This is a genomic window from Nocardioides mangrovi (assembly GCF_020073815.1).
Lineage (GTDB): Bacteria > Actinomycetota > Actinomycetes > Propionibacteriales > Nocardioidaceae > Nocardioides > Nocardioides mangrovi.
The window spans coordinates 42,035-64,179 of record NZ_JAIQZJ010000017.1 but is presented as its reverse complement, the minus strand read 5'-3'; the positions used below and the strand labels follow the sequence as shown (position 1 = coordinate 64,179).

Here is a 22,145-nt window from a genome sequence, read left to right as displayed (position 1 = left end):
TGTGCGCCTCGACACCTCGTCGTTCGATGCCGTCCCCGTCATCCCGCTCGCGGCCGGCCTGGTCGCGCTGGTGGTGCTGCTCTGGATCCGGACGCGCTCGCGACGGCTCCGTCGTCCACCGACCGCGCGGCAGACGACCGTGGCCATCCCGTCGCCGACGACCTCGGCCCCCGTCGTCGAGGCGCGTGCGGTGGTGGCCGCCCGGGCGCCCGGGGTCGGCACGCCGGCCTACGCCGACCTCGCCCGTGAGCACGGCCGCAACGGTCACGCCCGCGAGGCGGCCGTCAGCCAGTGGGCGGCCGACCTCCGCGTCCTCGGCCCCCTGCTCGGCGCGAGCGGCCAGCAGCTGGCCGGCACCCAGGCGGCAGCCGCGGCCCGCGACACCCGGGACGCCGTCGCCAGCGCCCGCGATCTGGCGGTGGAGCTCGCCGCCGACAGCAGTGGTGTCCCTGCCCTGCTCGCACCCGTCGACCACGTGCCAGCCCGAGCCGACCTGCCCGTCGAGCCGGATCCCGCCCCGCGCGACGTGACGATGCTCCTCGACCGGGCGGCCGAGCGGATGGCCGCTGCGGGCCGCACCGCAGCAGGGGACATCGACTCGGCCCGCACCCAGGCCCGCGAGGCCGACCTCGCGTCGTTCGAGGCCCTGCTGCTCGAGTCCGCGCGCACCCACGGCGACCACCGTCTCGTCTCGCTCGACCTGCGCCTCGACCTCGCCCGTCGCGCGCTGGTCTTCAGCGACGCTGACCAGCAGGGCCCCACGGGGCTGGACGAGCCACTCGACACCTTCGTCGCGCGCACCCGCGCCGTCCTCCGGTCCGTCGTCGAGCCGCACGAGACCGAGGCGCTCGACGCCTCCTTCGTCGACGCGGTCGTCGCATGACCGACCCCGCGGTCCCGATCACGGTCTGGGTCGGCCTCGTCACCGTGCTCGGCCTGGCCACGGGATCGTTCCTCAACGTCGTCGTCCACCGGGTCCCCGCCGGGGTGTCGGTGGTCCGACCGCCCTCGTCCTGCCCCGCGTGCGGCCACGTGGTCCGGGCCCGCGACAACGTGCCGGTGCTGTCCTGGCTCGCACTGGGCGGGCGCTGTCGCGACTGCCGGGCCGCCATCCCGGTGCGGTACCCCCTCGTCGAGGCCGGGACCGCCGCCCTCTTCGCGATCGTCACGGTCCGCGTCGGGCAGACCCAGGGGCCGACCGTCCTCGTCGCCAGCCTGCTGGTGGCCGCCGCGTGCGTGGCGCTCGCGCTGATCGACCAGGCGCACGGCCGGCTGCCGTTCTCGATCACCGGCGTCGCGGCCGTCGCGGCGGCGGCCACCCTCGCGGTCGGGTGGCGGCTGGGCCAGGTCTCGGGGACCGCGGTGGCCGGGGGCATCGCGGTCTGGCTCGTCGTCTACGGCGGCATCTGGCTCGGCTCTGCCGGACGCGGCATGGGGCTGGGCGACGTCGCCCTGGCCCCCCTGCTCGGAGCCGTCCTGGGCGCCGTGGGGATCGGGTCCGCGATCGTCGGTCTCGCGGCCGGCTTCGTGCTCGGCGCCCTCGCCGGGACGGTCCTGATGCTGCGCGGACGGGCCCGGCGCGGCACCCGCATCGCCCACGGCCCGTTCCTCGTCGTGGGCGCCGGATTCGGCCTCCTGTGGGGCGGCGCCCTCGCCTCGGCGTACCTCGACCTGGTCGGACTCACCTGATTCGTGGGATTCCGAGAATCCTGTCTAGACAAAAGTTTGAATTACCGGACGACGCGTTTCTCGTAATGTCATCCTCCATTTGCCTCCTTTTATTGAGACCACTCGGGCCGGACTCAGGCAGGTGGGACCTATGGGGAACTTGTCCTTTTCGCACCATCCACCCGTGCTCGTCATGGACCGCGACACGGCGCACACCGCGGTCCTGCGGGACGGTCTGGCCGCAGTCCGGATGCTGAACCCGGTCGTCGAGGCGACCACGCCGGGCAAAGCGGTGCGCTACCTGCGCGGCTCCGGTCCGTACTCCGACCGCCTCTCCTACCCCCTGCCGGTCGTGGTCGTCACGACCTTCGAGCTCGACGACCCGGGCGGGCGCTTCGTCCTGCAGGCGGTCCGCGACATCGGCGGCCTGGGCACCATCCCCGTGCTCGCGATCGGCACGACGGCCGACGACGCCGAGGTCCTCGAGGCCCACCGGCTCGGCGCCACCGCCTACCTGGCCCGGTCCCTGGCCAGCCGGGTGCTCGTCGACGTGATCAGCGACCTCAACGTGCCCTGGTGCATCGTCGCCCAGCCGACCGGGACCTGAGATGACCGTTCGCGCCGGCGCCGGCTCGCCCATGGAGCCCTGGCACACCGTCGACCCCTTCAAGGTGGCCGTCGCCCGTCTCGGCGCCGTCCGGACACGTGCCCACCGCCGCGACCAGGTCGCCGTCGTGGTGGCGGTGTCGATCGAGAACGCCGAGTCGATCATCGCGCGCCGCGGCTGGCAGGTGTACGGCGCGGTGCTGGACGGACTGATCGACAAGAGCAAGGCGTTCCCCGCGCCCGTGTCGCTGCTGGCCACCTCGGAGCGAGGACTCGCGTTCGGGGTGACCGCGCCCGCACGGACGGCTCGTCGGACGGTCCACCGCTTCGCCGAGGTCCTCGACGGGCTCGTCGAGACACCCGAGGGGCCGGTGTGGGCGACCCGACGCATCGCCGCGCACCGGTGCCGTCCCGGCCAGTCCTCGGTCGACTGCGTCGGCGCGGCCCGGGCGGCGCTCCTGGGCGCGGACGACCTGCGTCGGCGTGGCCCGGTCCACTGGACGCACGGGCAGTCCCTCGACGCCGGCCACGACGACATCGAGCTCGTCAACGACCTCGCCATCGCGCTGATGGCGAGCACCGAGCAGGTGGGAGTCGACTACCAGCCCGTCGTCGACCTCGCGACCGGGGAGGCCGTCGGGACCGAGGCCCTCGTCCGGTGGACGCACCCCCGCCACGGACCGGTCTCGGCCCTCACCACCGTCGGCCTCGCGGAGCACCACGGCCTCATCGCCCGCCTCGGCCACGTCGTGCTCGACCGGGCGCTCGACGAGGCGGCGGCGCGGAGCCTCGACCCCGACTTCCGGCTGCACGTCAACGTCTCCCCCTTCGAGCTCGGCGAGGAGGGGTACGTCGACGGCGTGCTCGGCGCGCTGTCCTCGCGCGGGCTTCCGCCCTCCCTGCTGCTGCTCGAGCTCACCGAGACCGCGGTGATGACGGAGGCCGAGGAGCTGCTACCCGTGCTGACCGCCCTGAGCGGGGCCGGGGTCGGGATCGGGATCGACGACTTCGGGACGGGCTACTCGTCGATCGCCCGGCTCCACGACCTGCCGGCCGACACGGTGAAGATCGATCGCTCCCTCGTCAGCGGCATCGCCACCTCGCCGGAGGAGTTCGAGCTGCTCGGCTCGGTGCTCGGCCTGCTCCGCGCGACGGGGGTCCGGGTGATCGCGGAAGGCGTCGAGTCGGCGGTGCAGGTGGCGCACCTGCTGACGCTCGGCTGCGCCCTCGGACAGGGGTTCGCCCTGGGCATGCCGGGCGCCTGGCCGTCGGAGGAGTGCTCCCAGATCGCCTGACGCCTTGGGAGTAAGGCTAACCTTACCTCCGACGAAGGACGACGGAGGGAACGCAATGCCCGCATGGCACGGTCAGGTCGAGTCGACGGAGTGGATCACCCCGGCGCTGGTGCGCGTGGTGCTCGGCGGAGACGGGCTGGTCGGCTTCGAGCTCCCCGACGCCACCGACACCTACGTCAACGTCGCGATCCCGCCCGCCGGGGCGCCGTACGGCGGGGTCTTCGCGCCGGCCGAGGTGAAGGAGTCGCAGCCGAAGGAGCTGTGGCCCGTCCGCCGGCGCTACACGGTGCGCGACTGGGACGGTGCCCGACTGACCATCGACTTCGTCGTGCACGGCGACCACGGGATCGCCGGCCCCTGGGCCGCCCGGGCCACGCCCGGCGACGTGCTGGTCTTCGAGGGCCCGGGCAGCGGCTACCGCCCCGACCCGCAGGCCGACTGGCACCTGCTGGTCGGCGACGAGTCCGCGCTCCCGGCGATCGCCGCCTCGCTCGCGGCGGTCCCGGCCGGGCGACGCGTGGTCGCACGGCTGGTCTGCGACGGTCCCGAGCACGAGGTCCCGCTCCCCTGCCCCGGCGACCTCGACCTCCAGTGGCTGCACCGCACCGGTGCCGACGACGACGTGGACCTGCTCGCCGAGGCCGTGGCCGACCTGGACTTCCCCACCGGCCGCGTGCACGCCTTCATCCACGGCGAGGCCGACGAGATCCGCGCGATCCGCAAGCACCTGCTCACGGACCGCGGCCTCGCCCGCGCCGACCTGTCGTGTTCGCCCTACTGGCGCCGCACCATGACCGACGAGGCCTGGCGCGCGATCAAGCGGGACTACGTCGCCGCGATGGACGCCGACGTCGCCTGACGAACCTCGGACGGGTCACTCGTACCGGATCAGACCCCGGATGTTCTTCCCGTCCCGCATGTCCTGGTAGCCCTGGTTGATCTCGTCGAGGGAGTACTCGGTCGTCACCATCTCGTCGAGCTTGAGCTTGCCCTCCATGTAGAGGTGCAGCAGGCGCGGGATGTCGTAGCGCGGGTTGGCGTTGCCGAAGATGCAGCCGACCAGCTCCTTGCGCTGCATCGACATGTCGAAGAGGTTGAGCTTCACGTCCTCGGCCATCATGTTCGCCACCGCGGTGACGACGCCGCGGCCGGACTTCTTGATCAGGCCCATCATCGGGTTGATCAGGTCTCCGGTGGCCAGGCCGACCGCAAGGATCGCCTTGTCGGCCATCTGGCCGTAGGTGAGCTGGTTGATGAGCGGCTGCGCCTCCTCCATCGAGGCGGCGGCGTGGGTCGCGCCGAGGGTGAGGGCCTTCTCGCGCTTCCAGTCGACCGGGTCGATGGCGATCACGTGCCGCGCGCCGGCCAGCGCCGCGCCCTGGACGGCCGCCATGCCGATGCCGCCGATGCCGATGACGGCGACGGACTCGCCGGGCTGCACGTCGGCGGCGTACACCGCGGAGCCCCAGCCGGTCGTGACGCCGCAGCCGACGAGCGCGGCCTTGTCGAGCGGGATGTGCTTCTCGATCTTCACCGCGCTGTCGACGTTGACCACGGTGTACGGCGAGAACGTGCCGAGGCCGACCATGATGCCGAGGTCGCGGCCGTCCTTGGCGTGGTGCCGGTAGGAGAAGTCACCGAGCTGCATGCCGCTGAGCAGGAACGCGCCGAGGTCGCAGAGGTGCTGCTTGCCGGTCGAGCAGGACGGACACTTGCCGCAGGACGGGATGAAGCTGAAGACGACGTGGTCACCGACCTCGAAGCCCACGGTGTCCGGGCCGACCTCCTGCACCACGCCCGCACCCTCGTGCCCGCCGATCACCGGGAACTGCTTGAGACCGAAGGCCTCGGCGAGCTCCGGGTCGAGCACCATGTCGCCGGTCACCATGTGCTCGTCGGAGTGGCACAGACCGGACGCCGCGAGCTTCACCAGGAGCTCGCCCCGCTTGGGCGGGTCCAGCTCGATGTCCTCCACGCTCCACTCGGTGTGGGGCTCCCAGAGGATGGCGGCGCGAGTCTGCATGGTGTGCTCCTGGCGGTAAGTAGAACGTGTTCTCTTCTGGGGAGAACGTAGTCCCCGAAGCCGCCGCAGACCAGCGATCCGGGTGAATGGGGTCACATTCGGTACGCCGCTCCCCTAGCCTCAGCCGTCGTGACCGACTCCCCCGCCACCGCGCCCGCCCCGACCGCTCGCATCCTCGTCACCGGCGCCGCCTCCGGGATCGGGCTGGCCACCGCGCGACTGCTCGCCGAGCGCGGCTCCCGGGTCCTGCTCTGGGATCTCGACGACGCCGTGCTGGACCGGGCCGCCGAGCTCGGGATGCCCGGCGCCGTCGTCGACGTGACGGCTGACCTCACCGGCCCGGTCGCGGCGGGCGCCGAGGCACTCGGCGGCATCTCCGGTCTCGTCCACGCGGCCGGCGCCGTCCGTCCCGAGCCCGTCGGCGCGTTCGACTCCGACACGTGGGACGCGGTCGTCGACGTGAACCTGCGCTCTCACGCGCTCCTGGTGCAGGCGCTGGTCGACCACCTGCGTACGGCGGCCGCGGAGCCGTGCGGTGCGGCCGTGGTCGGCGTCGCCTCGATCGAGGGGCACGCGGCGAGCCCGTGGATCCCGGCGTACTGCGCCTCGAAGGCCGGCCTGCACGGCCTGACCCGCTCCATGGCCGCCCAGCTCGGGCCCGAGGGGATCCGGGTCAACACGGTCAGCCCCGGCTTCGTGATCACGCCGATGCTGCAGCCCGCGCTCGACATCGACGAGGTGCGGACCGGCTTCGAGCAGGCCACGCCCCTGGGCCGGATGGCCCAGCCGGCGGAGGTCGCGGCCGCGATCGCCTTCCTGCTCTCGACCGACGCGTCGTTCGTGACCGGCGCCGACCTCGTGGTCGACGGCGGACTCACCAGCCAGCACCGCGGCTGAGGCAGCCGAGCGCCGAGTCGAGGGTTTCCGCGGGTCGGGTCGAGGGTTTCCGCGGGTCGGGTCGAGGGTTTCCGCGGGATGTACGACGGAAAGCAGCGACTCAACCCACGAGAAACCTCTACTCGACGGATCTGCTGATCGAGCCGGGTGGTCCCGAGGTGGGACCACCCGGCCGACCCGTTCGTGGGCTGCTCAGCCCCGCCGGCCGCCCAGCTGGGCGACGAAGGCGGGGTTGGTCAGGGCCCAGGGGCCCCGGGCAGCTCGCACGAGAGCGACCGCCTCGTCCGAGGTGTGACCCAGGTGGACGAGCGCGATCGCCACGACGAGGCCCGAGCGGTTGAGGCCGCCCGAGCAGCGCACGAGCACGCTCCGGCCGTCGCGGACTGCAGTGGCGACGGTCCGCGCGACCTCGTCGACGCGCGCCGCGGCCGGAGCGTCCAGCGCGGCGTCCGCGAGCCGCAGCACGACGTGCTCGACCTCCGGGTCGGGTCCGTACCCGGCCCGGGTCGTCAGGCTGACGACCAGGTCGAACTCGTCGCGCACCACGCACGCCGCCGGGTCCTGGGACCGTACGTCGTGCCCGCCCTGCCACAGTCCGGGCACGACCTCGTTCCACGGGTCGGCGCACAGCGGCATCGACGTCGCACGACCGGTCCCCCGGCAGGCGGCGCAGTCCGGCATCGCGGCCGGGTCGGCGTAGCAGGCGTGGCAGAGCACGCCCGGAACCTACCCGGCGCAGCGACGCTCAGGCGGCGAAGAGGATCTTGCTCTCGACGGCGGAGACGATCTCGGGGGTGAAGTCCGTGATCCCGTGGTCGGCGCCGGCGTGGGCGACGACGGCGGCCATCATGGCCGCCCGGTCGGAGTTCTCGAACCGGGCCGCGCACCCGGGCATGACATCGCCACAAGCGAGCTTGAACACTGCAGCCTCCTCAGGGCCCGGAGATCTCGGTGGTGTCGACGGTGCGCGGGATCCGGACCCACAGCACGGCACCGTCCTGGTCCTGATCGGCACCCAGCGTCCCGCCATGAGCCACCACGAGGGCCCGGGCGAGATAGAGGCCGATCGTCACGCCCGTGCCGTCGTCGTTGAGCTCGAACGGCTCGAACAGCGCAGTGAGCACGGCGGTGTCGATGGGGTCCGCGTCGCGGACCACGGAGACCTCCCACCAGGGCCCGTGGGTGCCGACGGTGAGCCGGACCGAGCGCGGGGTGGGCAGGGACTGGCCCGCGAGCCACAGGTCGCGCAGCACGCGCCGGAAGAGGTCGGGATCGACGTCCAGGACGACGTCCGGTCCGAGCCCGCCGACCTCGTCGGGACCGTCGAGCCCGCTCAGGCCGGCGACCAGCTCGCCGATCGGCACCGGCGCCGGGTCCAGCCGGACCAGGCCGAGCGAGGCGGCCGCGAGCAGCTGCACGTCGACGACCCGCTCGGCCAGCCGCTCGAGCGCGGCCTCCAGCTTGCCGACCGTGCGCGCGGCCGCCGCGGGAGGTACGTCACCCTCGGCCAGCATCGCGACCCAGCCCTGAGCGGTGGTGAGGGGCGTGCGCAGCTCGTGGGCGAAGGCGGCCAGGAAGCGGTCGCGCTGCCGCTCGGCGTCGGCCGCGGGGCGGTTGGTGACCTGCGCGGAACCGGCCTCGACGAAGCCACGGGTCCAGCGGTGCACCAGCGCCGGGTCGACCGACCAGCGCACGCCGACCTCGGCCGCCGTCCGCCCGCCGAGCACCTCGAGGACGGCGAGCACCCGGGGGTCGACCTGCTCGTCCGCGCGGGCGCCGTTGACGACCTCGAGTCGGGAACCGGTCACCTGGTCACCATCGGCAGGCGGGCGCCCGTGCTGAGCCGGGCGTCACCGATGCGGCCTGCGACCGTTGTCACTCGCATGACACGTCTGCGTCCGCCGGCCGTCCTCGCGGCCGTCGCCCTCGCCGCGGCCGCCCTCACCGGATCCGTCGGCGGCACCGCCACGGCGGCGACCTCGCCCGACGGCGCCTGCGCTGCCTGGATGGACCCCCACGACAGCCCGTCGGCCCGCGCCCGGGCGCTCGTCTCGGCGATGTCGGAGGACCAGGAGCTGCACATGGTCACCTTCGGCGACCGGCCGCCGTACCTCCTCTACTACGGCACCGCCGGCCACGTGACCGGCATCCCCGACCTCTGCGTCCCCGACCTGGTGCTCAGCGACGCCGGCTCGGGCGTGGCGGGCCTCCAGGTGTCGACGACGACGTTCCCGTCCGGGGTCGCGCAGGCCTCGACCTGGGACCCGCGGCTGCAGCGGCGCGTGGGCCGGGCGATCGGCGAGGAGGCGCACCAGAAGGGCATCAACGTGATGCTCGGGCCGGGCATGAACATCGCACGGACGCCCTACAACGGCCGCAACTTCGAGTACTTCGGCGAGGACCCCTACCTCACCTCACAGATGACGGTGCCCTTCATCGAGGGCATCCAGGACAACCCGGTCATCGCGGACGCCAAGCACTACGCGCTCAACGACCAGGAGACCGACCGGATGACCGTCGACGTGCGCGCCGACGAGCGCACCATGCGGGAGATCTACCTGCCGCCGTTCGAGGCCGCGGTGAAGAAGGCCGACGTCGGGTCGGTGATGTGCTCCTACAACCAGGTGGGTGGCGCCTACGCGTGCGAGAACCCCGGCCTGCTCACCGGCATCCTGCGCGACGACTGGGGCTTCGACGGCTTCGTCGTCTCCGACTGGGGCGCCGTGCACTCGACCGCGCCGAGCGCGATGGCCGGGCTCGACCTGGAGATGCACGCCGTGCCGTTCTCCGCGCCGAGCACCCCCGTGTACGGCGGGGGCGGGCGCTACTTCGGCGCCTCCGACATGCAGGCCGCGCTCGACGACGGCTCGCTGACCCGAGCGCGCCTCGACGAGATGGTGCGCAACATCGTGCGGCCGATGTTCCGGCTCGGTCTCTTCGACGACCCCGTCGACCCGAGCGCCACGTCGTACCTCTCCGACGCCTCGACGGACGCCCACCTCGCCACCGCCCGCCGGGTCGCGAGCGAGGCGACGGTGCTGCTGAAGAACCGGGACGATCTGCTGCCGCTCGGCGACCCGCCCGGCTCGGTCCCGACGGGCCGCACCATCGCGGTGATCGGCTACGCCGCCAACCCGGTCGGCGCCGCGAGCACGACCGGCGGGGGCGGCTCCTCGCACGGCTCCGGCCTGCCGCCGAGCGTCGTCTCGCCGCTCCAGGGGATGCTCGACGAGGCCGCTGCCCGCGGCGACACGGTCGTCTACACCGAGGGCTCCTCGGTCGCCGACGCGCGGGCCGCCGCGGCCGCGGCCGACGTCGCGATCGTGGTCGCCTCCGACGGCTCCAGCGAGGGCTCGGACCGCACCGACCTGGACATGGAGCCCAACGCCTGCGCCACCCTCCTGTGCACCCGGCTGCCGCTCCAGCAGGAGCAGATGGTCTCCGCGGTGACCGCCGCCAACCCCGACTCGGTGGTCGTCCTCGACGTCGGCGGGCCGGTCCGGATGCCGTGGCTCGACGACGCCGGCGCCGTGCTCGTGACCTGGTACGCCGGCCTCCAGCACGGCGCGTCGCTGGCCCGGATCGTCTACGGCGAGGACGAGCCCAGCGGGCGCCTCCCCCAGACGTTCCCGGTCGACGAGGAGCAGGTCGCGATGAAGCCGGCGCAGTACCCCGGCGTCGACGGCACGGTCACCTACTCCGAGGGACTCGAGGTCGGCTACCGCTGGTACGACGCTCACGGCCAGAAGCCGCTCTTCCCCTTCGGCTTCGGCCTCGGCTACACCACCTTCGACCTCCGCGACCTGGCCGTCCGCCGTACCGGCGCGGGCGCCGTCGTGCGCCTCACCGTGCAGAACACCGGCGACCGCGCCGGCTCGGCCGTTCCCCAGGTCTACGTCGGCGCACCGGCGGCCGCAGGCGAGCCTCCGTGGCAGCTCAAGGGCTTCGACAAGGTCCGCCTGCGCCCCGGCGAGAGCACCCGGGTCACGCTCCGGCTCGACCGCCGCGCCTTCAGCCGGTGGAGCACTGCGCGCCACGGCTGGGTGGTCACGCCGGGCACCTACCGGATCGCGGTCGGCCGGTCCTCGCGCGACCTGCCGCTGCGGGACACCGTGACCATGCGGTGACCATGGGCGGCTGAGCGCCGGAGCCCTATGCTGGCACGGGTGATCAGGACGACGCCGTTCCACCCGCGCCTGAGCGAGCTCAACTCCCAGCAGCTCTACACCCACTGGCAGGGCACCCTGTCGCCGCTGCGCTACAGCCACGCCCCGAAGCACGAGTACTTCGCGGTCCGCAACGGCGTCGGCGTCTTCGACACCTCGCCGCTCTACAAGTACGCCGTACGCGGCCCGGACGCGGAGCGCCTGCTCTCGCGCACGCTCGTGCGCGACGTCCGGACCTGCCGACCGGGCCAGGCCCACTACACCGCGTGGTGCGACGACCGCGGCTACGTCATGCACGACGGCGTCGTCTTCCGGCACTCCGCCGACGAGTTCCTGCTCACCGCTGGCCGGCCGGCGCTGTCGTGGTTCCAGGAGCTCGGTTCGAGCCTGCGGGTGGAGCTCGAGGACGTCACCGACGCCTACGGCATGCTCGCCGTCCAGGGCCCGCGCTCGCGCGCGGTGCTCGCCGCGCTGGCGCCCGAGGCGGAGACGCTCGGCTACTTCGACCACGTGCCCGCCAAGGTCGCGGACGCTGCAGTCACCCTGTCGCGCACCGGCTACACCGGCGACCTCGGCTTCGAGCTGACCGTCGCCGCCGACGACGCCGTCGCGGTCCTCGACGCGGTCCTCGACGCCGGCCGGCCGCACAGCATCCGCCCCTTCGGTGAGGAGGCGCTGATGACGCTGCGCATCGAGGCCGGCCTGCCGCTCGTCGACATCGAGTGGCACGACGCCCGCCTCGCCTTCACCGAGGCCGACTGCGTCACCCCGAAGGAGCTCGGGCTCGGCTGGATGCTCCGCGGCGTCCGCGACGGGTCGCGCCGCTTCGTCGGCTCGGAGGCGATCCGCCGCGAGCTCGTGGACGGCACGTCGCGCTGGGCGACCACTGGCATCGTCGTCGACCCCGACGACTGGGACCGCCTCTACCGCCGGGCCGGCCTCTTCCCGCCGAAGTCCGAGCACCCGCTGCCCTACGAGTCGATGCTGCTCGACGACGACCCCCAGGGCGGGCACACCGAGATCGGCTACTGCACGAGCTTCGTCTACTCCCCCGCGCTCCAGCGCCACATCGGCATCGCCCGGGTCCGCCCCGACCTCGCCGCCCCGGGGACCGGGCTGCGGCTCGAGCTCGCGATCAACCACCACAACACGACGGTCCGGGTCGCGACGACGCCGATGCCGTTCTTCGAGCCCGACAGGAAGAAGTCATGAGCTCCCACGAGTACGACGCGATCGTCGTCGGCGGCGGTCACAACGGCCTCACCCACGCGGCATACCTCGCCAAGGCGGGGCTGCGCACGGTCGTGCTGGAGAAGAACGACCTCGTCGGCGGCGCGGCCATCACCGAGGAGCTCGGTGTCGACGAAGCCGGCCCGGGCTTCTCGTTCACCACGTTCTCCTACGCGCTCAGCCTCCTGCGGCCGGAGATCATCCACGAGCTCGACCTCGTGAAGCACGGCTTCCTGCCGCTGATGATGCCGTCGTCCTTCCACCCCACCGGCGACGGCGACTACCTGCTCTTCGGCGACGACCACGCGCAGAACCTCCAGGAGGTGCGCCGGCACTCGCCGCGCGACGCGGACGCCTACGAGCGCTACCACCACGACCTCGACCGGGTCTGCCAGGCGATCCGGCCGCTCTTCGACAACGCCCCGCCGAACGTCTTCGGCCACGACCCCGACGACGCGGCCGACGTGAAGTGGCTGGTCGACCACCTCGGGGGCGTCGACCGCAAGACGATGCACGACACCGTCCGGCTGCTGACCGGGTCGGCCGCCGACTGGATCGGCGACTACTTCCAGCACCCGGCGATCCAGGGCTACCACGCGTCGTCGTCGGTGATCGGCTCCAAGGTCGGGCCGATGTCGCCCGGCTCCGGGCTGGTGCTGCTCTTCCACAAGATGGGCGAGCACGACGGCCACCTCGGCTCGTGGGCCTTCCACAAGGGCGGCAACGGCGGCTTCACGCAGGTGCTCGCCCGCGCGGCCACGGCGTACGGCGCGGAGATCCGGCTCGGCGCGCCGGTCTCGTCGGTGCTCACCGACAACGGCCGCGCGGTCGGCGTCGTGCTCGAGGACGGCACCGAGCTCCGCGCGCCCACGGTGGTGTCGGCGCTCGACCCCCGGCGTACCTTCCTCGACCTCGTCGACGCCGCCGAGCTGCCGCTGGACCTGGTCGACAACGTCCGGCGGATGAAGTTCCGCGGGGTCTCCGCCAAGGTCAACTTCGCCCTGGACGGGCTGCCGGTCTTCCCGGCGCTGCCCGACTCCGTCGACCACTACGGCGGCTTCCTCAACATCGGCCCGACCATCGAGTACGTCGAACGCGCCTTCGACGCGTCCAAGTACGGCTGGTACAGCGAGCAGCCCTACATCGACGGCGCGATCCAGTCGGTCGTCGACCCCGACATGGCGCCCCCGGGCAAGCACGTCATGTCCTGCTTCGTGCAGTACGCGCCGTACGAGCTGCGCGAGTCGTCGTGGGAGGCCGAGCGGGAGCGTTTCGGCGACAAGGCGCAGGCGGTGCTGGAGTCCCACTTCCCGGGCTTCGGCGACCTGGTGCTGCACCGCGAGGTGGTCACGCCGGTCGACATCGAGACCCGCACCGGGCTGACCGAGGGCAACATCTTCGCGGGCGAGTTCCTGGCCCCGCAGATGTACTTCTTCCGGCCGGCGCCGGGCTGGAGCCAGTACGCCACCCCGATCGACGGCTACTACCAGTGCGGCTCGGGCACCCATCCCGGCGGCTGCGTGATCGGCTCCCCCGGCCGGCTCGCCAGCCAGCGGGTGCTGCGCGACCTGAAGCGCTGACGCAGGCCTGACGCCTGCCGGGCGCCTGCCTGTCGGAGCCCCGTGGCAGGCTCGACACGTGCCCGATCCCGACACCACGGCGGTCTACGCCGCCGAGGACCTCTACGCCGACTGGCTCGACCGCGCCCGCCGCACCCCCGGCGAGCCGCTGCAGGTCCGGGTCGGCGAGGAGGTGCGCTCCTTCGAGCCCGAGGTCGAGCCGCGCTTCACCGACCCCGACCACGTGCAGGCCTACGTGGACCGGGTGCTGGCCCACCTCACGTCGACCGGTGCGACGTACGACGACGCGGAGGGTCGGGACCTGACCGCGATCCCGGTGCGGGTCCGCGCCCGCCGTGGCCGCCGCCAGGCGGAGTACGACGGCGACGGCGTCATCGCGATCCCGCCCCGCGAGGTCGGCGGCGCGTGGTCGCTGCGCGCGGCCGTGGTCCTCCACGAGGTCGCCCACCACCTGACCGGCGCGGGCGGCCACGGCGCCGACTTCCGCGGCACCCACCTGCGCCTGCTCGAGGACCTCGGCCTCCCGGTCCAGGCCGAGCTGCTCCACACCGCCTACCGGCTGCAGTCGCTCGAGACGGGCGTCGACGGCGACGACCGCACCCTGCTACGGATCGGCAAGCTGCTGCGTCAGGCCGAGCGCACCACCAACGCCGCCGAGCGCGACGCGTTCTTCGCCAAGGCGCAGGCGCTGGCCACCCGCCACCAGATCGCGCTGGCGGTCGCTCGGGCCAGCGCGCAGGACGAGGAGCGGCGCGAGGACCCGACGTACGAGACCGTCCAGGTCGGCGAGCGCGGCAAGCGCTCGCTGGCGCGCTTCGTGCGGCTGCTGCTGGAGGTCGCCCGGGCCAACGACCTCAAGGCGGCGATCTACTCCGACAACACCCGGGTCACGCTCTACGGCTTCCCGAGTGACATCACCATCGTGAAGGCGCTCTACGCGACGCTGGTCACGCAGATGGTCGCCGACGGCGACGCGCACCTGCGCTCGGGCGCCCACAAGGCCGACGTCCAGGAGGTCTGGGACGCCCGGCGCCGGCGCTGGGCGTCCCGCCCGGTCCACGGGTCGACGGCCCGGACCGCCTTCTACGAGGCCTGGACGGCCCACGTCGCCGAGCGCCTGACGGAGGCCCGCACCCGCGCCCGTCGGCAGGTCGAGGCCGAGCAGCCTCCCTCGGCGTCGACCGAGGTGGCCCTGCGGGCCAAGGAGATCGAGGTCGTCGACTACTTCGACAAGATGACCACCGAGCACGGCGTCCGCGGCACCTGGCGGGGCGCGGCCTACGCCGGCGCCGCGGCGCCGTCCTCGTGGGGCGCCGGCACGTCGGCGGCGGCCCGGGCCCGGCTCGGCAGCGAGCCGGGACTGCCCTCCGGCGCCTAGCTCCGATCGATCATCGCCTGCATGGCGGCCGGGTAGCGGTCCCCGTCGACGCTCACGCTGTCGGCGGCCGCGGTGAGCTCGGCGACGTCCGCGTCACTGAGCGCGAGATCGGCGGCGCCGAGGTTCTCCTCGAGCCGGGCGAGCCTGCGGGTGCCCGGGATCGGCACGATCCACGGTCGCTGCGCGAGCAGCCACGCGAGCGCGACCTGGCCGGGCGTGGCGCCGAGGCGCTCGGCGATCGCGGTGACCCGGTCGACGAGGTCGAGGTTGGTCGCCAGCGCGTCGGGGGCGAAGCGCGGCAGGTTGGCGCGGATGTCGCCCTCGCCGAACGTCGACTCCCGCGTCACCTGCCCGGTCAGCAGGCCGCGACCCAGCGGGCTGAACGGCACGAACCCGATGCCCAGCTCCTCCAGCGTCCCGAGCACCGACTCCTCCGGCTCGCGCCAGAAGAGGGAGTACTCGCTCTGCAGGGCCGTCACCGGCTGTACGGCGTGCGCGCGGCGGATGGTGGTCGGCCCGGCCTCGGACATGCCGAAGTGCCGGACCTTGCCCTCGGCGATCAGGTCCCGCACGGTGCCGGCGACGTCCTCGATCGGCACGTCGGGGTCGACACGGTGCTGGTAGAGCAGGTCGATGACGTCGGTGCGCAGCCGCCGCAGGGACCCGTCGACCGCCTCCCTGATGTGGTCGGGCCGGCTGTTGACGCCGTGCTGGCGGCCGTCGCCGTCGAGGTCGAAGCCGAACTTCGTGGCGATCACGACCTCGTCGCGCACCGGCTCGAGAGCCTCGCCGACGACCTCCTCGTTGGCGAAGGGGCCGTAGACCTCCGCGGTGTCGAAGAAGGTGACACCGTGCTCGACCGCCTCACGGAGGAAGGCGACCATCTCCGGCCTGTCGGGCGAGGGTCCGAAGGACTGGCTGATCCCCATGCAGCCCAGACCGATCGCGGAGACCTCCAGGCCCTGCCCGAGCGTGCGTGTCGTCATGGTTCGACCCTAGGCCTGGGTCACAACTCCGGTCGGGCACGATGGGCGCATGACGGCGTACTGGATCAGCACCTACGTGGAGGTCACCGACGAGGCGAAGCTGGCGGCGTACGCCGAGCTCGCAGGCCCGGCCCTCACCGGTGCCGGCGGCACCTTCCTCGCCCGCGGCCTCCCCGAGCAGGTCTACGAGGCCGGCCGGACGACGCGCTCGGTGCTCATCGAGTTCGACTCGGTCGAGCAGGCGGTCGCCGCCCACGACAGCGCGGCCTACCAGGAGGCGCTGGCCGCGCTCGACGGCGGCGCCGTCCGTGACCTGCGGATCGTCCCGGGGGCCTAGCCCCGGGACCGGATCAGATCTGGCTCAGGCCGCGGTCGGGCGGTCGTGCGCCGAGATCCGGCACTCGAGCGCCATCGTGATCTCGATCGGCGCCCCGACGATGCCGTGCGCCCGCGCGGCGTGCTGGGTCACCTCCGCGATCAGTCGAGCCCGGTCGGTCCCCTCGAACCGCGCCGCGCACTCCGGCATCACGTCACCGCACACGAGTCGGTACATGGCATCCCCCTCAGGTCGATACCAAGAGGATCGGCCGCACTGCGCGTGACTTGAGACACGTGCGCGCTCGTCGCTTATCGTCAGTCCCCATGAGCAAGCAGCAGCAGGCCGGCGGCACCCTCTTCGGCCTCGCCCTCGGCGCGGTCGTCGTCGCGATCGTCAGCTCGCTCGTGGCCGCGGCCCAGTGGCCCGACGAGGCCGCTGGCACGGGCAACGAGCTCATCGCCTACCTCGCGTACGGCGTCGCCGTCCTGGCCTTCCTCGCGCTGCTGGTCGTCGTGGTCGCCTGCGGCGTCCGCCTCGGCATCGACTGGTCGGGGCTCGCCGACCGGCCGAGCACCACGGCGGACTCGCCCACTGCGACCGGCGTCGTCGGCGCACCACCGGTGCGCCGACGCCGCGCCGACGGACTGGCCGGCGTGGACCCGCTCGACGACGACCGTCCCTGAGATGAAGAAAGGGCCTCTCGCCCACGTCTCCGCAGGCGAGAGGCCCTTCGATCGGTCGGGCTGACAGGATTTGAACCTGCGACCCCTTGGAGGACTTTGGACCCTCGTCAGCGACTACCGAAAAGCACGGCGAAGTGCGGATCATCCTTATTTAGAGCGGGATTCTCTTCCCGCCGTCCTGTGACGATATCCGACCGGTACCGAGAAGTCACGGCCCAAAGTGGACACTAAGTGGACGCATTTCGAGGTCGCGGATCGCGCTCGCAGAAGCGCGCCAAGACCACGCGACCACGTGTTGAAACCGGACAGGGCTTTGAGCCGGTCACCGTGGTCGTCACTCGAACATGCGGGCGGTGATGATCATCCGACGACTCTCAGACTTGCGACGAACATCCCCGTATCACTGCGTGAACCTCGCGAACCCGGGTACGGGCGGCGCATGACGTTCTTCGTCTACACCCTGATGATCGAGCAGAGCGCATCGCGCCAGCAGGTCCGGTACGCCGCCACCGAGGACGTCGGGGTCGACTTCGCGGGCGGTGAGCTACCGCCACTCCCCTGGCGCACCGAGCAGAGGCGCGCGCCGCTCGCCTGGACCAAGCCGGGTGCGGTCCCTCAAGCGACCGAGCGGTTCGTACTGATGACCGACGGGCCCCTGCTCGAACGAGTGCGGGGGGCCGCTGAATGACAGACGCCGTCCTCCTTGACATCGACGGGACACTGATCGACTCGACCTACCACCACGCGCTCGCATGGCACCGCGCGTGGGCAGCGTCGAACGCCGCCGTCCCGCCCCTGTGGCGGATCCACCGCGCCATCGGCATGGGCGGTGACCGGCTTGTCGCGCATGTGACGGACGACGCGACGGAGCAGAGCTATGGCGACCGGCTCCGGCAGCAGTGGCGCCAGGAGTACCTCCCCCTCAGGAAGGAGGTACTCCCGCTCCCCGGCGCCGCGGACCTCGTCCACCGACTGCGCGACCGGGGAAACGTTGTGGCCCTCGCATCGTCGGGCGACCCGCAGTTCGCCCAGGAGGCCGTCGGCCTGCTCGGCATCGCCGACAACCTCGCCGCCCTACTCACCTCGGACGACGTCGACAGTTCCAAGCCCGACCCGGATCTCATCGGCGAGACCCTGAAGGCGGTCGGGCCCGTGGACCGGGCGGTCTTTGTCGGCGACACCGTCCACGACGTCGAGTCCGCCCGTCGCGCCGGCATCGGCTGCATTGCCCTGTTGTCCGGCGGCTATGGCCGCGCCGAGCTCGAGGAGGCCGGTGCCGTACTCGTCGTCGAGACCCCGGGGGATCTCCTGGAGGTCGACCTCCCAGCCCTTCTCAGCGCAGTGCGCTAGCAACTTGACGGACCCGTCAAAGCCTCCCTCCGCGGTGCCCGTACGAAGGCGGCGGGTGGTGTCGGCCAGTCCTCGGCACGTCATGGTGAAGCGGGAGCGGAGCGGCACTCACGCCAGGGTAGGACGGAGCGACTACGGCGCCGACCGTTCGACCGAGTCGACCGCTCGATTGAAGGCCGTCATGCCTCGTAGCACCGCGCTCAACTCTTGCTGAGATAGGTACTCGATCGCGCTGCGGAGATCTCGCCGCCTGGTCGCGGCCACTTCGTGCAGCAGACTCCGCCCAGCATCGGTGAGCACCACCTCGATCGAGCGACGGTCCGACTCTGAGCGGACCCGGTCGACCATGCCCGCACCGTTCAGACGTTGGCAGTGTCGGCCCGCGTTCGACGCGTCCACCCCTAGATGGTCTGCGATCTGATTCACCGTGAGGACGCCGTGGTCGGCGAGGATGACGAGCACTCGGTGCTGAGCGACCGTGATCTCGGTCGATGCGTTCAGGACCGACCGCACGGAGATCGCCATCAAGTTCTTGCTCGCGCGCAGCAGCACGTCGGCCGCACCATCGAGCTCTTGGTCGGCCGCCCGACGCTGATCCCGTTCCACTCCGACCTCCCGGTAAGTGCGAATCCGTCAATAAAAAATTACCTGCGGATACGCATGTATTTGGCGATCACGGTAACTGTCTCATCAGGACGGAGGGAGATCGACATGGCGCAGATGCCGGACCATAACGAAGGCGGGAAGGGCCACCGGGTCCGCCCGCGGTGGACCTGGGGAGCCCTGCTGGTGATGCTCGCCGGTGCAGCAATTGCCGGCTGGGGCGCGTGGGCGATGTCGTGGGCGTGGTCGATCGCGGGGGTGCTTGTGCTGATCGGCGGTACGGCGGCCGCGTGGTACGGCGGACTGTTGTATGACATCCATTCGAGCGCCGGCGCACGGGCCGAGCTCCACGACCTCGTCTCGGGTCAGTCCCACCTCGGCCCAGACCCCCATGCGCGAGTCGACCAGCGGAACGCGAAGGAGATCGCTCGGCGGGAAGCCCAGCAGCTGCGACGACGCCAGGCAGCGACGGCAGCGAGCAAGCCTCGTCTGTTCGGTCGGCGCCATCGCGGCGCCCGATGAGCGAGCCCGGTCACGACATCGCGGTGCTGCCCGAGACGCTGCGGGACTACGCGCTCGTCGCTGACGGGGAGCGGGGCGCCCTGGTCGGCCCACGAGGAGACATCGCTTTCCTGTGCGCACCGCGATGGCACGACGATGCGGTCTTCTGTCAGCTTCTCGGTGGCGCCGGTAGCTATGCGATTCAGCCTGATGATCCGCGCTTCGTCTGGGGAGGTGCCTATGAGGCCGGCACCTTGATCTGGCGCAGCCGATGGCTCGTCGGAGGATCGGTGGTGGAGTGCCGCGATGCCTTGGCGTTCCCTGGCGATCCCGACCGTGTCACGCTGTTGCGGCGCGTCGAGGCCGTGCGCGGCGACGCGTCCATCCGGGTCTTCCTCAGCTGCCGAGCCGGTTTCGGGAGCGAGGCCATGCGTCTGCGCCCGACAACCAACAACTGTTGGAGCGGCAGGACCGGCGATCTGCACCTGCGGTGGACCGGCGCGCCCGTCTCCAGCGCCCGGAGTGGTGCCGCGGATGGCGCGGTCGAGCTCAGCATGGCCGTCGCTGAAGGTACCTCGCACGACCTGGTCCTGGAGATCTCCCGCCAGCGGTTCGAGGATCCTCCGGTCGCGCCTGCTCGGCTGTGGACCCGGACCGAGCGAGCGTGGCGCGACGCGGTTGGTCCCGACCAGGGATCGGTGGCACCTCGAGATGCCACCCACGCCCGGGCGGTGCTTCGGGGCCTCAGCAGTCGAAGCGGAGCTCTCGTGGCAGCGGCGACCACCAGCCTGCCCGAGCGCGCTGATCGGGGCCGTGACTACGACTACCGCTTCGCCTGGATACGCGACCAGTGCATCGTGGGGCAGGCAGCCGCCACGGCCGGCGACGATGGGCTGACGCGCAGTGCCGTTGCCTTCGTCGGCGCCCGACTGCGCGAAGACGGCGACCGGCTGGTGCCGGCATACACCGTCGACGGCGACCCGATCGCGCGGCAGCGACGCCTCGACCTGCCCGGCTACCCCGGAGCACCGCGAGTCCTCTCCGGCAACCGGGTGCGCAGCCAGTTCCAGCTCGACGCCTTCGGTGAGGCGCTGCTGCTGTTCGCGGCGGCCGACCGCCGGGACCTTCTGGACGCGGACGGCTGGCGCGCCGCCGAGCAGGCGGTCGCGGCGATCACGGCGCGGCACCGCGAGCCAGGCGCCGGAATCTGGGAGGTCGAGCCCCGACGATGGGCCCACTCCCGGCTGATCTGCGCCGCGGGGCTGCGAGCAGTCGCCGACCGTCGAGAGACCCGGGCCGACGAGTGGCGCCGGCTCGCGGACCATCTCGTGACCGAGACCGAGCGGGAGTGTGGACATCCCGACGGCCGGTGGCAACGCTCACCCGACGACCGGAACGTCGACGCCGCCCTGCTGCTTCCCGGGCTGCGGGGTGCCGTGCCGGTCGACCACCCGGCCTACGTCGCGACGTGGCGAGCCATCGACGAGGCGCTCAGCGAGGACGGCTACGTCTACCGGTTCCGCCAACAGCCTGGCCCCCTGCACGAGGCCGAGGGCGCGTTCCTGCTCTGTGGCTTCCTGATGGCCCAGGCGACCCACCAGCAGGGCCACCCGTTAGCCGCCGCGCGGTGGTTCGAGCGCTCCCGCGCCGCGGTGGGGCCGCCCGGGCTGTTCACGGAGGAGTTCGACGTCGAGCGGCGCCAGCTGCGCGGCAACCTCCCCCAGGCGTTCGTCCACGCCGCGCTCCTGGAGACGGCCCACGCCCTGACCGACTGACACCTACTCGAGGAGAGTCATCATGAGGACCACCGTCACCGAGAACACCACCGACCGAGCCGCACGCGTGGTCGCGATCACCGGAGCCTCCGGTGGTATCGGGCGGGCGGCCGCCCGCGCCTTCGCCGAACGCGGTGACACCGTCGCCCTGATCGCGCGCGGCGAACGAGGGCTCGACGGCGCTCGGCACGACGTCGAGGAGCTGGGCGGTACAGCACGGGCCTACGCCGTCGACGTCGCCGACGCCACAGCGCTCGACGAGGTCTCCGAGCGCATCGAAGCAGACCTGGGGCCGATCGACGTCTGGGTCAACGTCGCCTTCACCTCGGTTTTCGCCCGCTTCGTCGACATCGAGCCCGAGGAGTTCCGTCGCGTGACCGAAGTGAACTATCTGGGCTACGTCAACGGCACACGTTCCGCGCTGCGACGGATGTCAACCCGTGACCGGGGCACGATCGTGCAGGTCGGATCCACCCTGGCCCACCGCGGAATTCCCCTGCAGAGTGCCTACTGCGGCTCCAAGCACGCGCTCCAGGGATTCCACGAGTCACTGCGCACCGAGCTCCTCCACGATCGCAGCGGGATCCGGACCACGATGGTGCAGATGCCGGCGGTCAACACGCCCCAGTTCTCGTGGGTCCTCTCCCGCCTCCCGGATCAAGCACAACCGGTGCCGCCGATCTATCAGCCCGAGGTCGCTGCGCAAGCGGTGGTCTTCGCCGCCGACCATCCGCGCCGTCGGGAGTACTGGGTCGGCGAAAGCACGATGCTGACCCTGCTCGCCAACGCGGTCGCACCCGGGCTCCTCGACCGCTATCTGGCCCGCACCGGCTTTTCCTCCCAGCAGACCGGCGATCGCAAGCCCTCGGACCAGCCGGCGAATCTGTGGAAGCCGGCCGACGGACCCGCCGGACGCGACTTCGGACCCCATGGGGTCTTCGATGATCGCGCTCTCGCCTCTTCACCGCAGGTGTGGGCCTCCCAGCACCACGCGACGGTCATCGGAGGTGCCGCCATCGCCGCGCTGGCCGGCCTCACCCTCATCGCACGTCGTCGAGGACGCCGGTGACGGCAGCGCGCCTGGC

General features: G+C 72.1%; 24 protein-coding genes. 17 read left to right on the top strand and 7 right to left on the bottom strand.

Going from position 1 to position 22,145, the window contains the following annotated elements:
• Position 1: 1 nt before the first annotated feature.
• From K8U61_RS21695 to K8U61_RS21675, 5 genes are all read left to right on the top strand, one after another.
• On the top strand, positions 2-883 hold the full coding sequence (locus K8U61_RS21695; RefSeq protein ID WP_224124387.1) for a hypothetical protein: 882 nt from the start codon (positions 2-4) through the stop codon (positions 881-883).
• Complete coding sequence (locus K8U61_RS21690; RefSeq protein ID WP_224124388.1) at positions 880-1,689, top strand: prepilin peptidase; 810 nt, start codon at positions 880-882, stop codon at positions 1,687-1,689. Before K8U61_RS21695 ends, K8U61_RS21690 begins: the two co-directional genes overlap by 4 nt.
• A 163-nt stretch (positions 1,690-1,852) precedes the next feature.
• The gene (locus K8U61_RS21685) at positions 1,853-2,275 is read left to right on the top strand and encodes a response regulator (RefSeq protein ID WP_224124389.1); all 423 of its coding nucleotides are present in this window, start codon (positions 1,853-1,855) and stop codon (positions 2,273-2,275) included.
• A 1-nt stretch (position 2,276) separates the two neighbouring features.
• Complete coding sequence (locus K8U61_RS21680; protein WP_224124390.1) at positions 2,277-3,569, top strand: EAL domain-containing protein; 1,293 nt, start codon at positions 2,277-2,279, stop codon at positions 3,567-3,569.
• Positions 3,570-3,624: 55 nt separating this feature from the next.
• Positions 3,625-4,428 carry a siderophore-interacting protein gene (locus K8U61_RS21675; protein WP_224124391.1) on the top strand — a complete coding sequence of 268 codons (804 nt, stop codon included), beginning with the start codon at positions 3,625-3,627 and terminating at the stop codon, positions 4,426-4,428.
• A 15-nt stretch (positions 4,429-4,443) separates the two neighbouring features.
• Here K8U61_RS21675 and K8U61_RS21670 read toward each other — a convergent pair whose 3' ends face one another.
• Positions 4,444-5,592, bottom strand: coding sequence for an NDMA-dependent alcohol dehydrogenase (locus K8U61_RS21670; RefSeq protein ID WP_224124392.1), 1,149 nt, complete (start codon positions 5,590-5,592; stop codon positions 4,444-4,446).
• 129 nt (positions 5,593-5,721) lie between these two features.
• On the opposite strand from K8U61_RS21670, the gene K8U61_RS21665 reads away from it, so the two are divergent.
• On the top strand, positions 5,722-6,489 hold the full coding sequence (locus tag K8U61_RS21665; protein WP_224124393.1) for an SDR family NAD(P)-dependent oxidoreductase: 768 nt from the start codon (positions 5,722-5,724) through the stop codon (positions 6,487-6,489).
• Positions 6,490-6,681: 192 nt separating this feature from the next.
• Here K8U61_RS21665 and K8U61_RS21660 read toward each other — a convergent pair whose 3' ends face one another.
• The 3 genes from K8U61_RS21660 to K8U61_RS21650 are packed head-to-tail and all read right to left on the bottom strand — an operon-like array spanning position 6,682 to position 8,297.
• Positions 6,682-7,206 carry a protein-tyrosine phosphatase family protein gene (locus K8U61_RS21660; RefSeq protein WP_224125140.1) on the bottom strand — a complete coding sequence of 175 codons (525 nt, stop codon included), beginning with the start codon at positions 7,204-7,206 and terminating at the stop codon, positions 6,682-6,684.
• 28 nt (positions 7,207-7,234) lie between these two features.
• Positions 7,235-7,411: a DUF1059 domain-containing protein gene (locus K8U61_RS25590; RefSeq protein ID WP_224124395.1), complete on the bottom strand. Its 177-nt coding sequence runs from the start codon at positions 7,409-7,411 to the stop codon at positions 7,235-7,237.
• Between the two features lie 10 nt (positions 7,412-7,421).
• Positions 7,422-8,297, bottom strand: a complete 876-nt coding sequence (locus K8U61_RS21650) for a sensor histidine kinase (protein ID WP_224124396.1) — start codon at positions 8,295-8,297, stop codon at positions 7,422-7,424.
• 75 nt (positions 8,298-8,372) lie between these two features.
• On the opposite strand from K8U61_RS21650, the gene K8U61_RS21645 reads away from it, so the two are divergent.
• From K8U61_RS21645 to K8U61_RS25585, 4 genes are read left to right on the top strand one after another with little or no spacing between them, the layout of a single operon-like run.
• Positions 8,373-10,616 (top strand): glycoside hydrolase family 3 C-terminal domain-containing protein, encoded by a 2,244-nt coding sequence (locus K8U61_RS21645; RefSeq protein WP_224124397.1) that lies wholly within the window; start codon positions 8,373-8,375, stop codon positions 10,614-10,616.
• A 39-nt stretch (positions 10,617-10,655) separates the two neighbouring features.
• A complete protein-coding gene (locus K8U61_RS21640) occupies positions 10,656-11,867 on the top strand; it encodes an aminomethyl transferase family protein (RefSeq protein ID WP_224124398.1) in 1,212 nt (403 codons plus the stop codon).
• On the top strand, positions 11,864-13,465 hold the full coding sequence (locus K8U61_RS21635) for a phytoene desaturase family protein (RefSeq protein ID WP_224124399.1): 1,602 nt from the start codon (positions 11,864-11,866) through the stop codon (positions 13,463-13,465). Before K8U61_RS21640 ends, K8U61_RS21635 begins: the two co-directional genes overlap by 4 nt.
• A 58-nt stretch (positions 13,466-13,523) precedes the next feature.
• Positions 13,524-14,843, top strand: a complete 1,320-nt coding sequence (locus K8U61_RS25585; protein ID WP_224124400.1) for a DUF2786 domain-containing protein — start codon at positions 13,524-13,526, stop codon at positions 14,841-14,843.
• Here K8U61_RS25585 and K8U61_RS21625 read toward each other — a convergent pair.
• Positions 14,840-15,829, bottom strand: coding sequence for an aldo/keto reductase (locus K8U61_RS21625; RefSeq protein ID WP_224124401.1), 990 nt, complete (start codon positions 15,827-15,829; stop codon positions 14,840-14,842). The two genes, K8U61_RS25585 and K8U61_RS21625, sit on opposite strands and share 4 nt — an antisense overlap.
• 49 nt (positions 15,830-15,878) lie before the next feature.
• Here K8U61_RS21625 and K8U61_RS21620 point away from each other — a divergent pair, with 49 nt between their 5' ends.
• On the top strand, positions 15,879-16,166 hold the full coding sequence (locus tag K8U61_RS21620) for a DUF1330 domain-containing protein (RefSeq protein ID WP_224124402.1): 288 nt from the start codon (positions 15,879-15,881) through the stop codon (positions 16,164-16,166).
• A gap of 24 nt (positions 16,167-16,190) precedes the next feature.
• Here K8U61_RS21620 and K8U61_RS21615 read toward each other — a convergent pair whose 3' ends face one another.
• The gene (locus K8U61_RS21615; RefSeq protein ID WP_224124403.1) at positions 16,191-16,382 is read right to left on the bottom strand and encodes a DUF1059 domain-containing protein; all 192 of its coding nucleotides are present in this window, start codon (positions 16,380-16,382) and stop codon (positions 16,191-16,193) included.
• Positions 16,383-16,471: 89 nt separating this feature from the next.
• Here K8U61_RS21615 and K8U61_RS21610 point away from each other — a divergent pair, with 89 nt between their 5' ends.
• The 3 genes from K8U61_RS21610 to K8U61_RS21600 all read left to right on the top strand — a co-directional run bounded on the left by K8U61_RS21610 (position 16,472) and on the right by K8U61_RS21600 (position 18,181).
• On the top strand, positions 16,472-16,831 hold the full coding sequence (locus K8U61_RS21610; RefSeq protein ID WP_224125139.1) for a hypothetical protein: 360 nt from the start codon (positions 16,472-16,474) through the stop codon (positions 16,829-16,831).
• Positions 16,832-17,270: 439 nt separating this feature from the next.
• Entirely contained in the window at positions 17,271-17,519 is a 249-nt protein-coding gene (locus K8U61_RS21605) for a hypothetical protein (RefSeq protein WP_224125138.1), read from the top strand.
• Positions 17,516-18,181, top strand: a complete 666-nt coding sequence (locus K8U61_RS21600; protein ID WP_224125137.1) for an HAD family hydrolase — start codon at positions 17,516-17,518, stop codon at positions 18,179-18,181. Before K8U61_RS21605 ends, K8U61_RS21600 begins: the two co-directional genes overlap by 4 nt.
• A 132-nt stretch (positions 18,182-18,313) precedes the next feature.
• Here the strand turns inward: K8U61_RS21600 and K8U61_RS21595 are convergent, their stop codons facing one another.
• On the bottom strand, positions 18,314-18,787 hold the full coding sequence (locus K8U61_RS21595; protein WP_224125136.1) for a MarR family winged helix-turn-helix transcriptional regulator: 474 nt from the start codon (positions 18,785-18,787) through the stop codon (positions 18,314-18,316).
• Between the two features lie 105 nt (positions 18,788-18,892).
• Here K8U61_RS21595 and K8U61_RS21590 point away from each other — a divergent pair, with 105 nt between their 5' ends.
• From K8U61_RS21590 to K8U61_RS21580, 3 genes are read left to right on the top strand one after another with little or no spacing between them, the layout of a single operon-like run.
• Positions 18,893-19,306, top strand: a complete 414-nt coding sequence (locus K8U61_RS21590; RefSeq protein WP_224125135.1) for a hypothetical protein — start codon at positions 18,893-18,895, stop codon at positions 19,304-19,306.
• Complete coding sequence (locus K8U61_RS21585; protein ID WP_224125134.1) at positions 19,303-21,060, top strand: glycoside hydrolase family 15 protein; 1,758 nt, start codon at positions 19,303-19,305, stop codon at positions 21,058-21,060. Before K8U61_RS21590 ends, K8U61_RS21585 begins: the two co-directional genes overlap by 4 nt.
• 22 nt (positions 21,061-21,082) lie before the next feature.
• On the top strand, positions 21,083-22,129 hold the full coding sequence (locus tag K8U61_RS21580) for an SDR family oxidoreductase (protein ID WP_224125133.1): 1,047 nt from the start codon (positions 21,083-21,085) through the stop codon (positions 22,127-22,129).
• Positions 22,130-22,145: the final 16 nt, after the last annotated feature.

Bases quoted from the DNA above. Each gene is read 5' to 3' on its own strand.
- K8U61_RS21690 (WP_224124388.1), top strand. From the start codon at position 880: ATGACCGACCCCGCGGTCCCGATCACGGTCTGGGTCGGCCTCGTCACC.
- K8U61_RS21680 (WP_224124390.1), top strand. From the start codon at position 2,277: ATGACCGTTCGCGCCGGCGCCGGCTCGCCCATGGAGCCCTGGCACACC.
- K8U61_RS21675 (WP_224124391.1), top strand. From the start codon at position 3,625: ATGCCCGCATGGCACGGTCAGGTCGAGTCGACGGAGTGGATCACCCCG.
- K8U61_RS21670 (WP_224124392.1), bottom strand. From the start codon at position 5,592: ATGCAGACTCGCGCCGCCATCCTCTGGGAGCCCCACACCGAGTGGAGC.
- K8U61_RS21645 (WP_224124397.1), top strand. From the start codon at position 8,373: ATGACACGTCTGCGTCCGCCGGCCGTCCTCGCGGCCGTCGCCCTCGCC.
- K8U61_RS21635 (WP_224124399.1), top strand. From the start codon at position 11,864: ATGAGCTCCCACGAGTACGACGCGATCGTCGTCGGCGGCGGTCACAAC.
- K8U61_RS21625 (WP_224124401.1), bottom strand. From the start codon at position 15,829: ATGACGACACGCACGCTCGGGCAGGGCCTGGAGGTCTCCGCGATCGGT.
- K8U61_RS21620 (WP_224124402.1), top strand. From the start codon at position 15,879: ATGACGGCGTACTGGATCAGCACCTACGTGGAGGTCACCGACGAGGCG.
- K8U61_RS21615 (WP_224124403.1), bottom strand. From the start codon at position 16,382: ATGTACCGACTCGTGTGCGGTGACGTGATGCCGGAGTGCGCGGCGCGG.
- K8U61_RS21610 (WP_224125139.1), top strand. From the start codon at position 16,472: ATGAGCAAGCAGCAGCAGGCCGGCGGCACCCTCTTCGGCCTCGCCCTC.
- K8U61_RS21605 (WP_224125138.1), top strand. From the start codon at position 17,271: ATGACGTTCTTCGTCTACACCCTGATGATCGAGCAGAGCGCATCGCGC.
- K8U61_RS21600 (WP_224125137.1), top strand. From the start codon at position 17,516: ATGACAGACGCCGTCCTCCTTGACATCGACGGGACACTGATCGACTCG.
- K8U61_RS21590 (WP_224125135.1), top strand. From the start codon at position 18,893: ATGGCGCAGATGCCGGACCATAACGAAGGCGGGAAGGGCCACCGGGTC.
- K8U61_RS21585 (WP_224125134.1), top strand. From the start codon at position 19,303: ATGAGCGAGCCCGGTCACGACATCGCGGTGCTGCCCGAGACGCTGCGG.
- K8U61_RS21580 (WP_224125133.1), top strand. From the start codon at position 21,083: ATGAGGACCACCGTCACCGAGAACACCACCGACCGAGCCGCACGCGTG.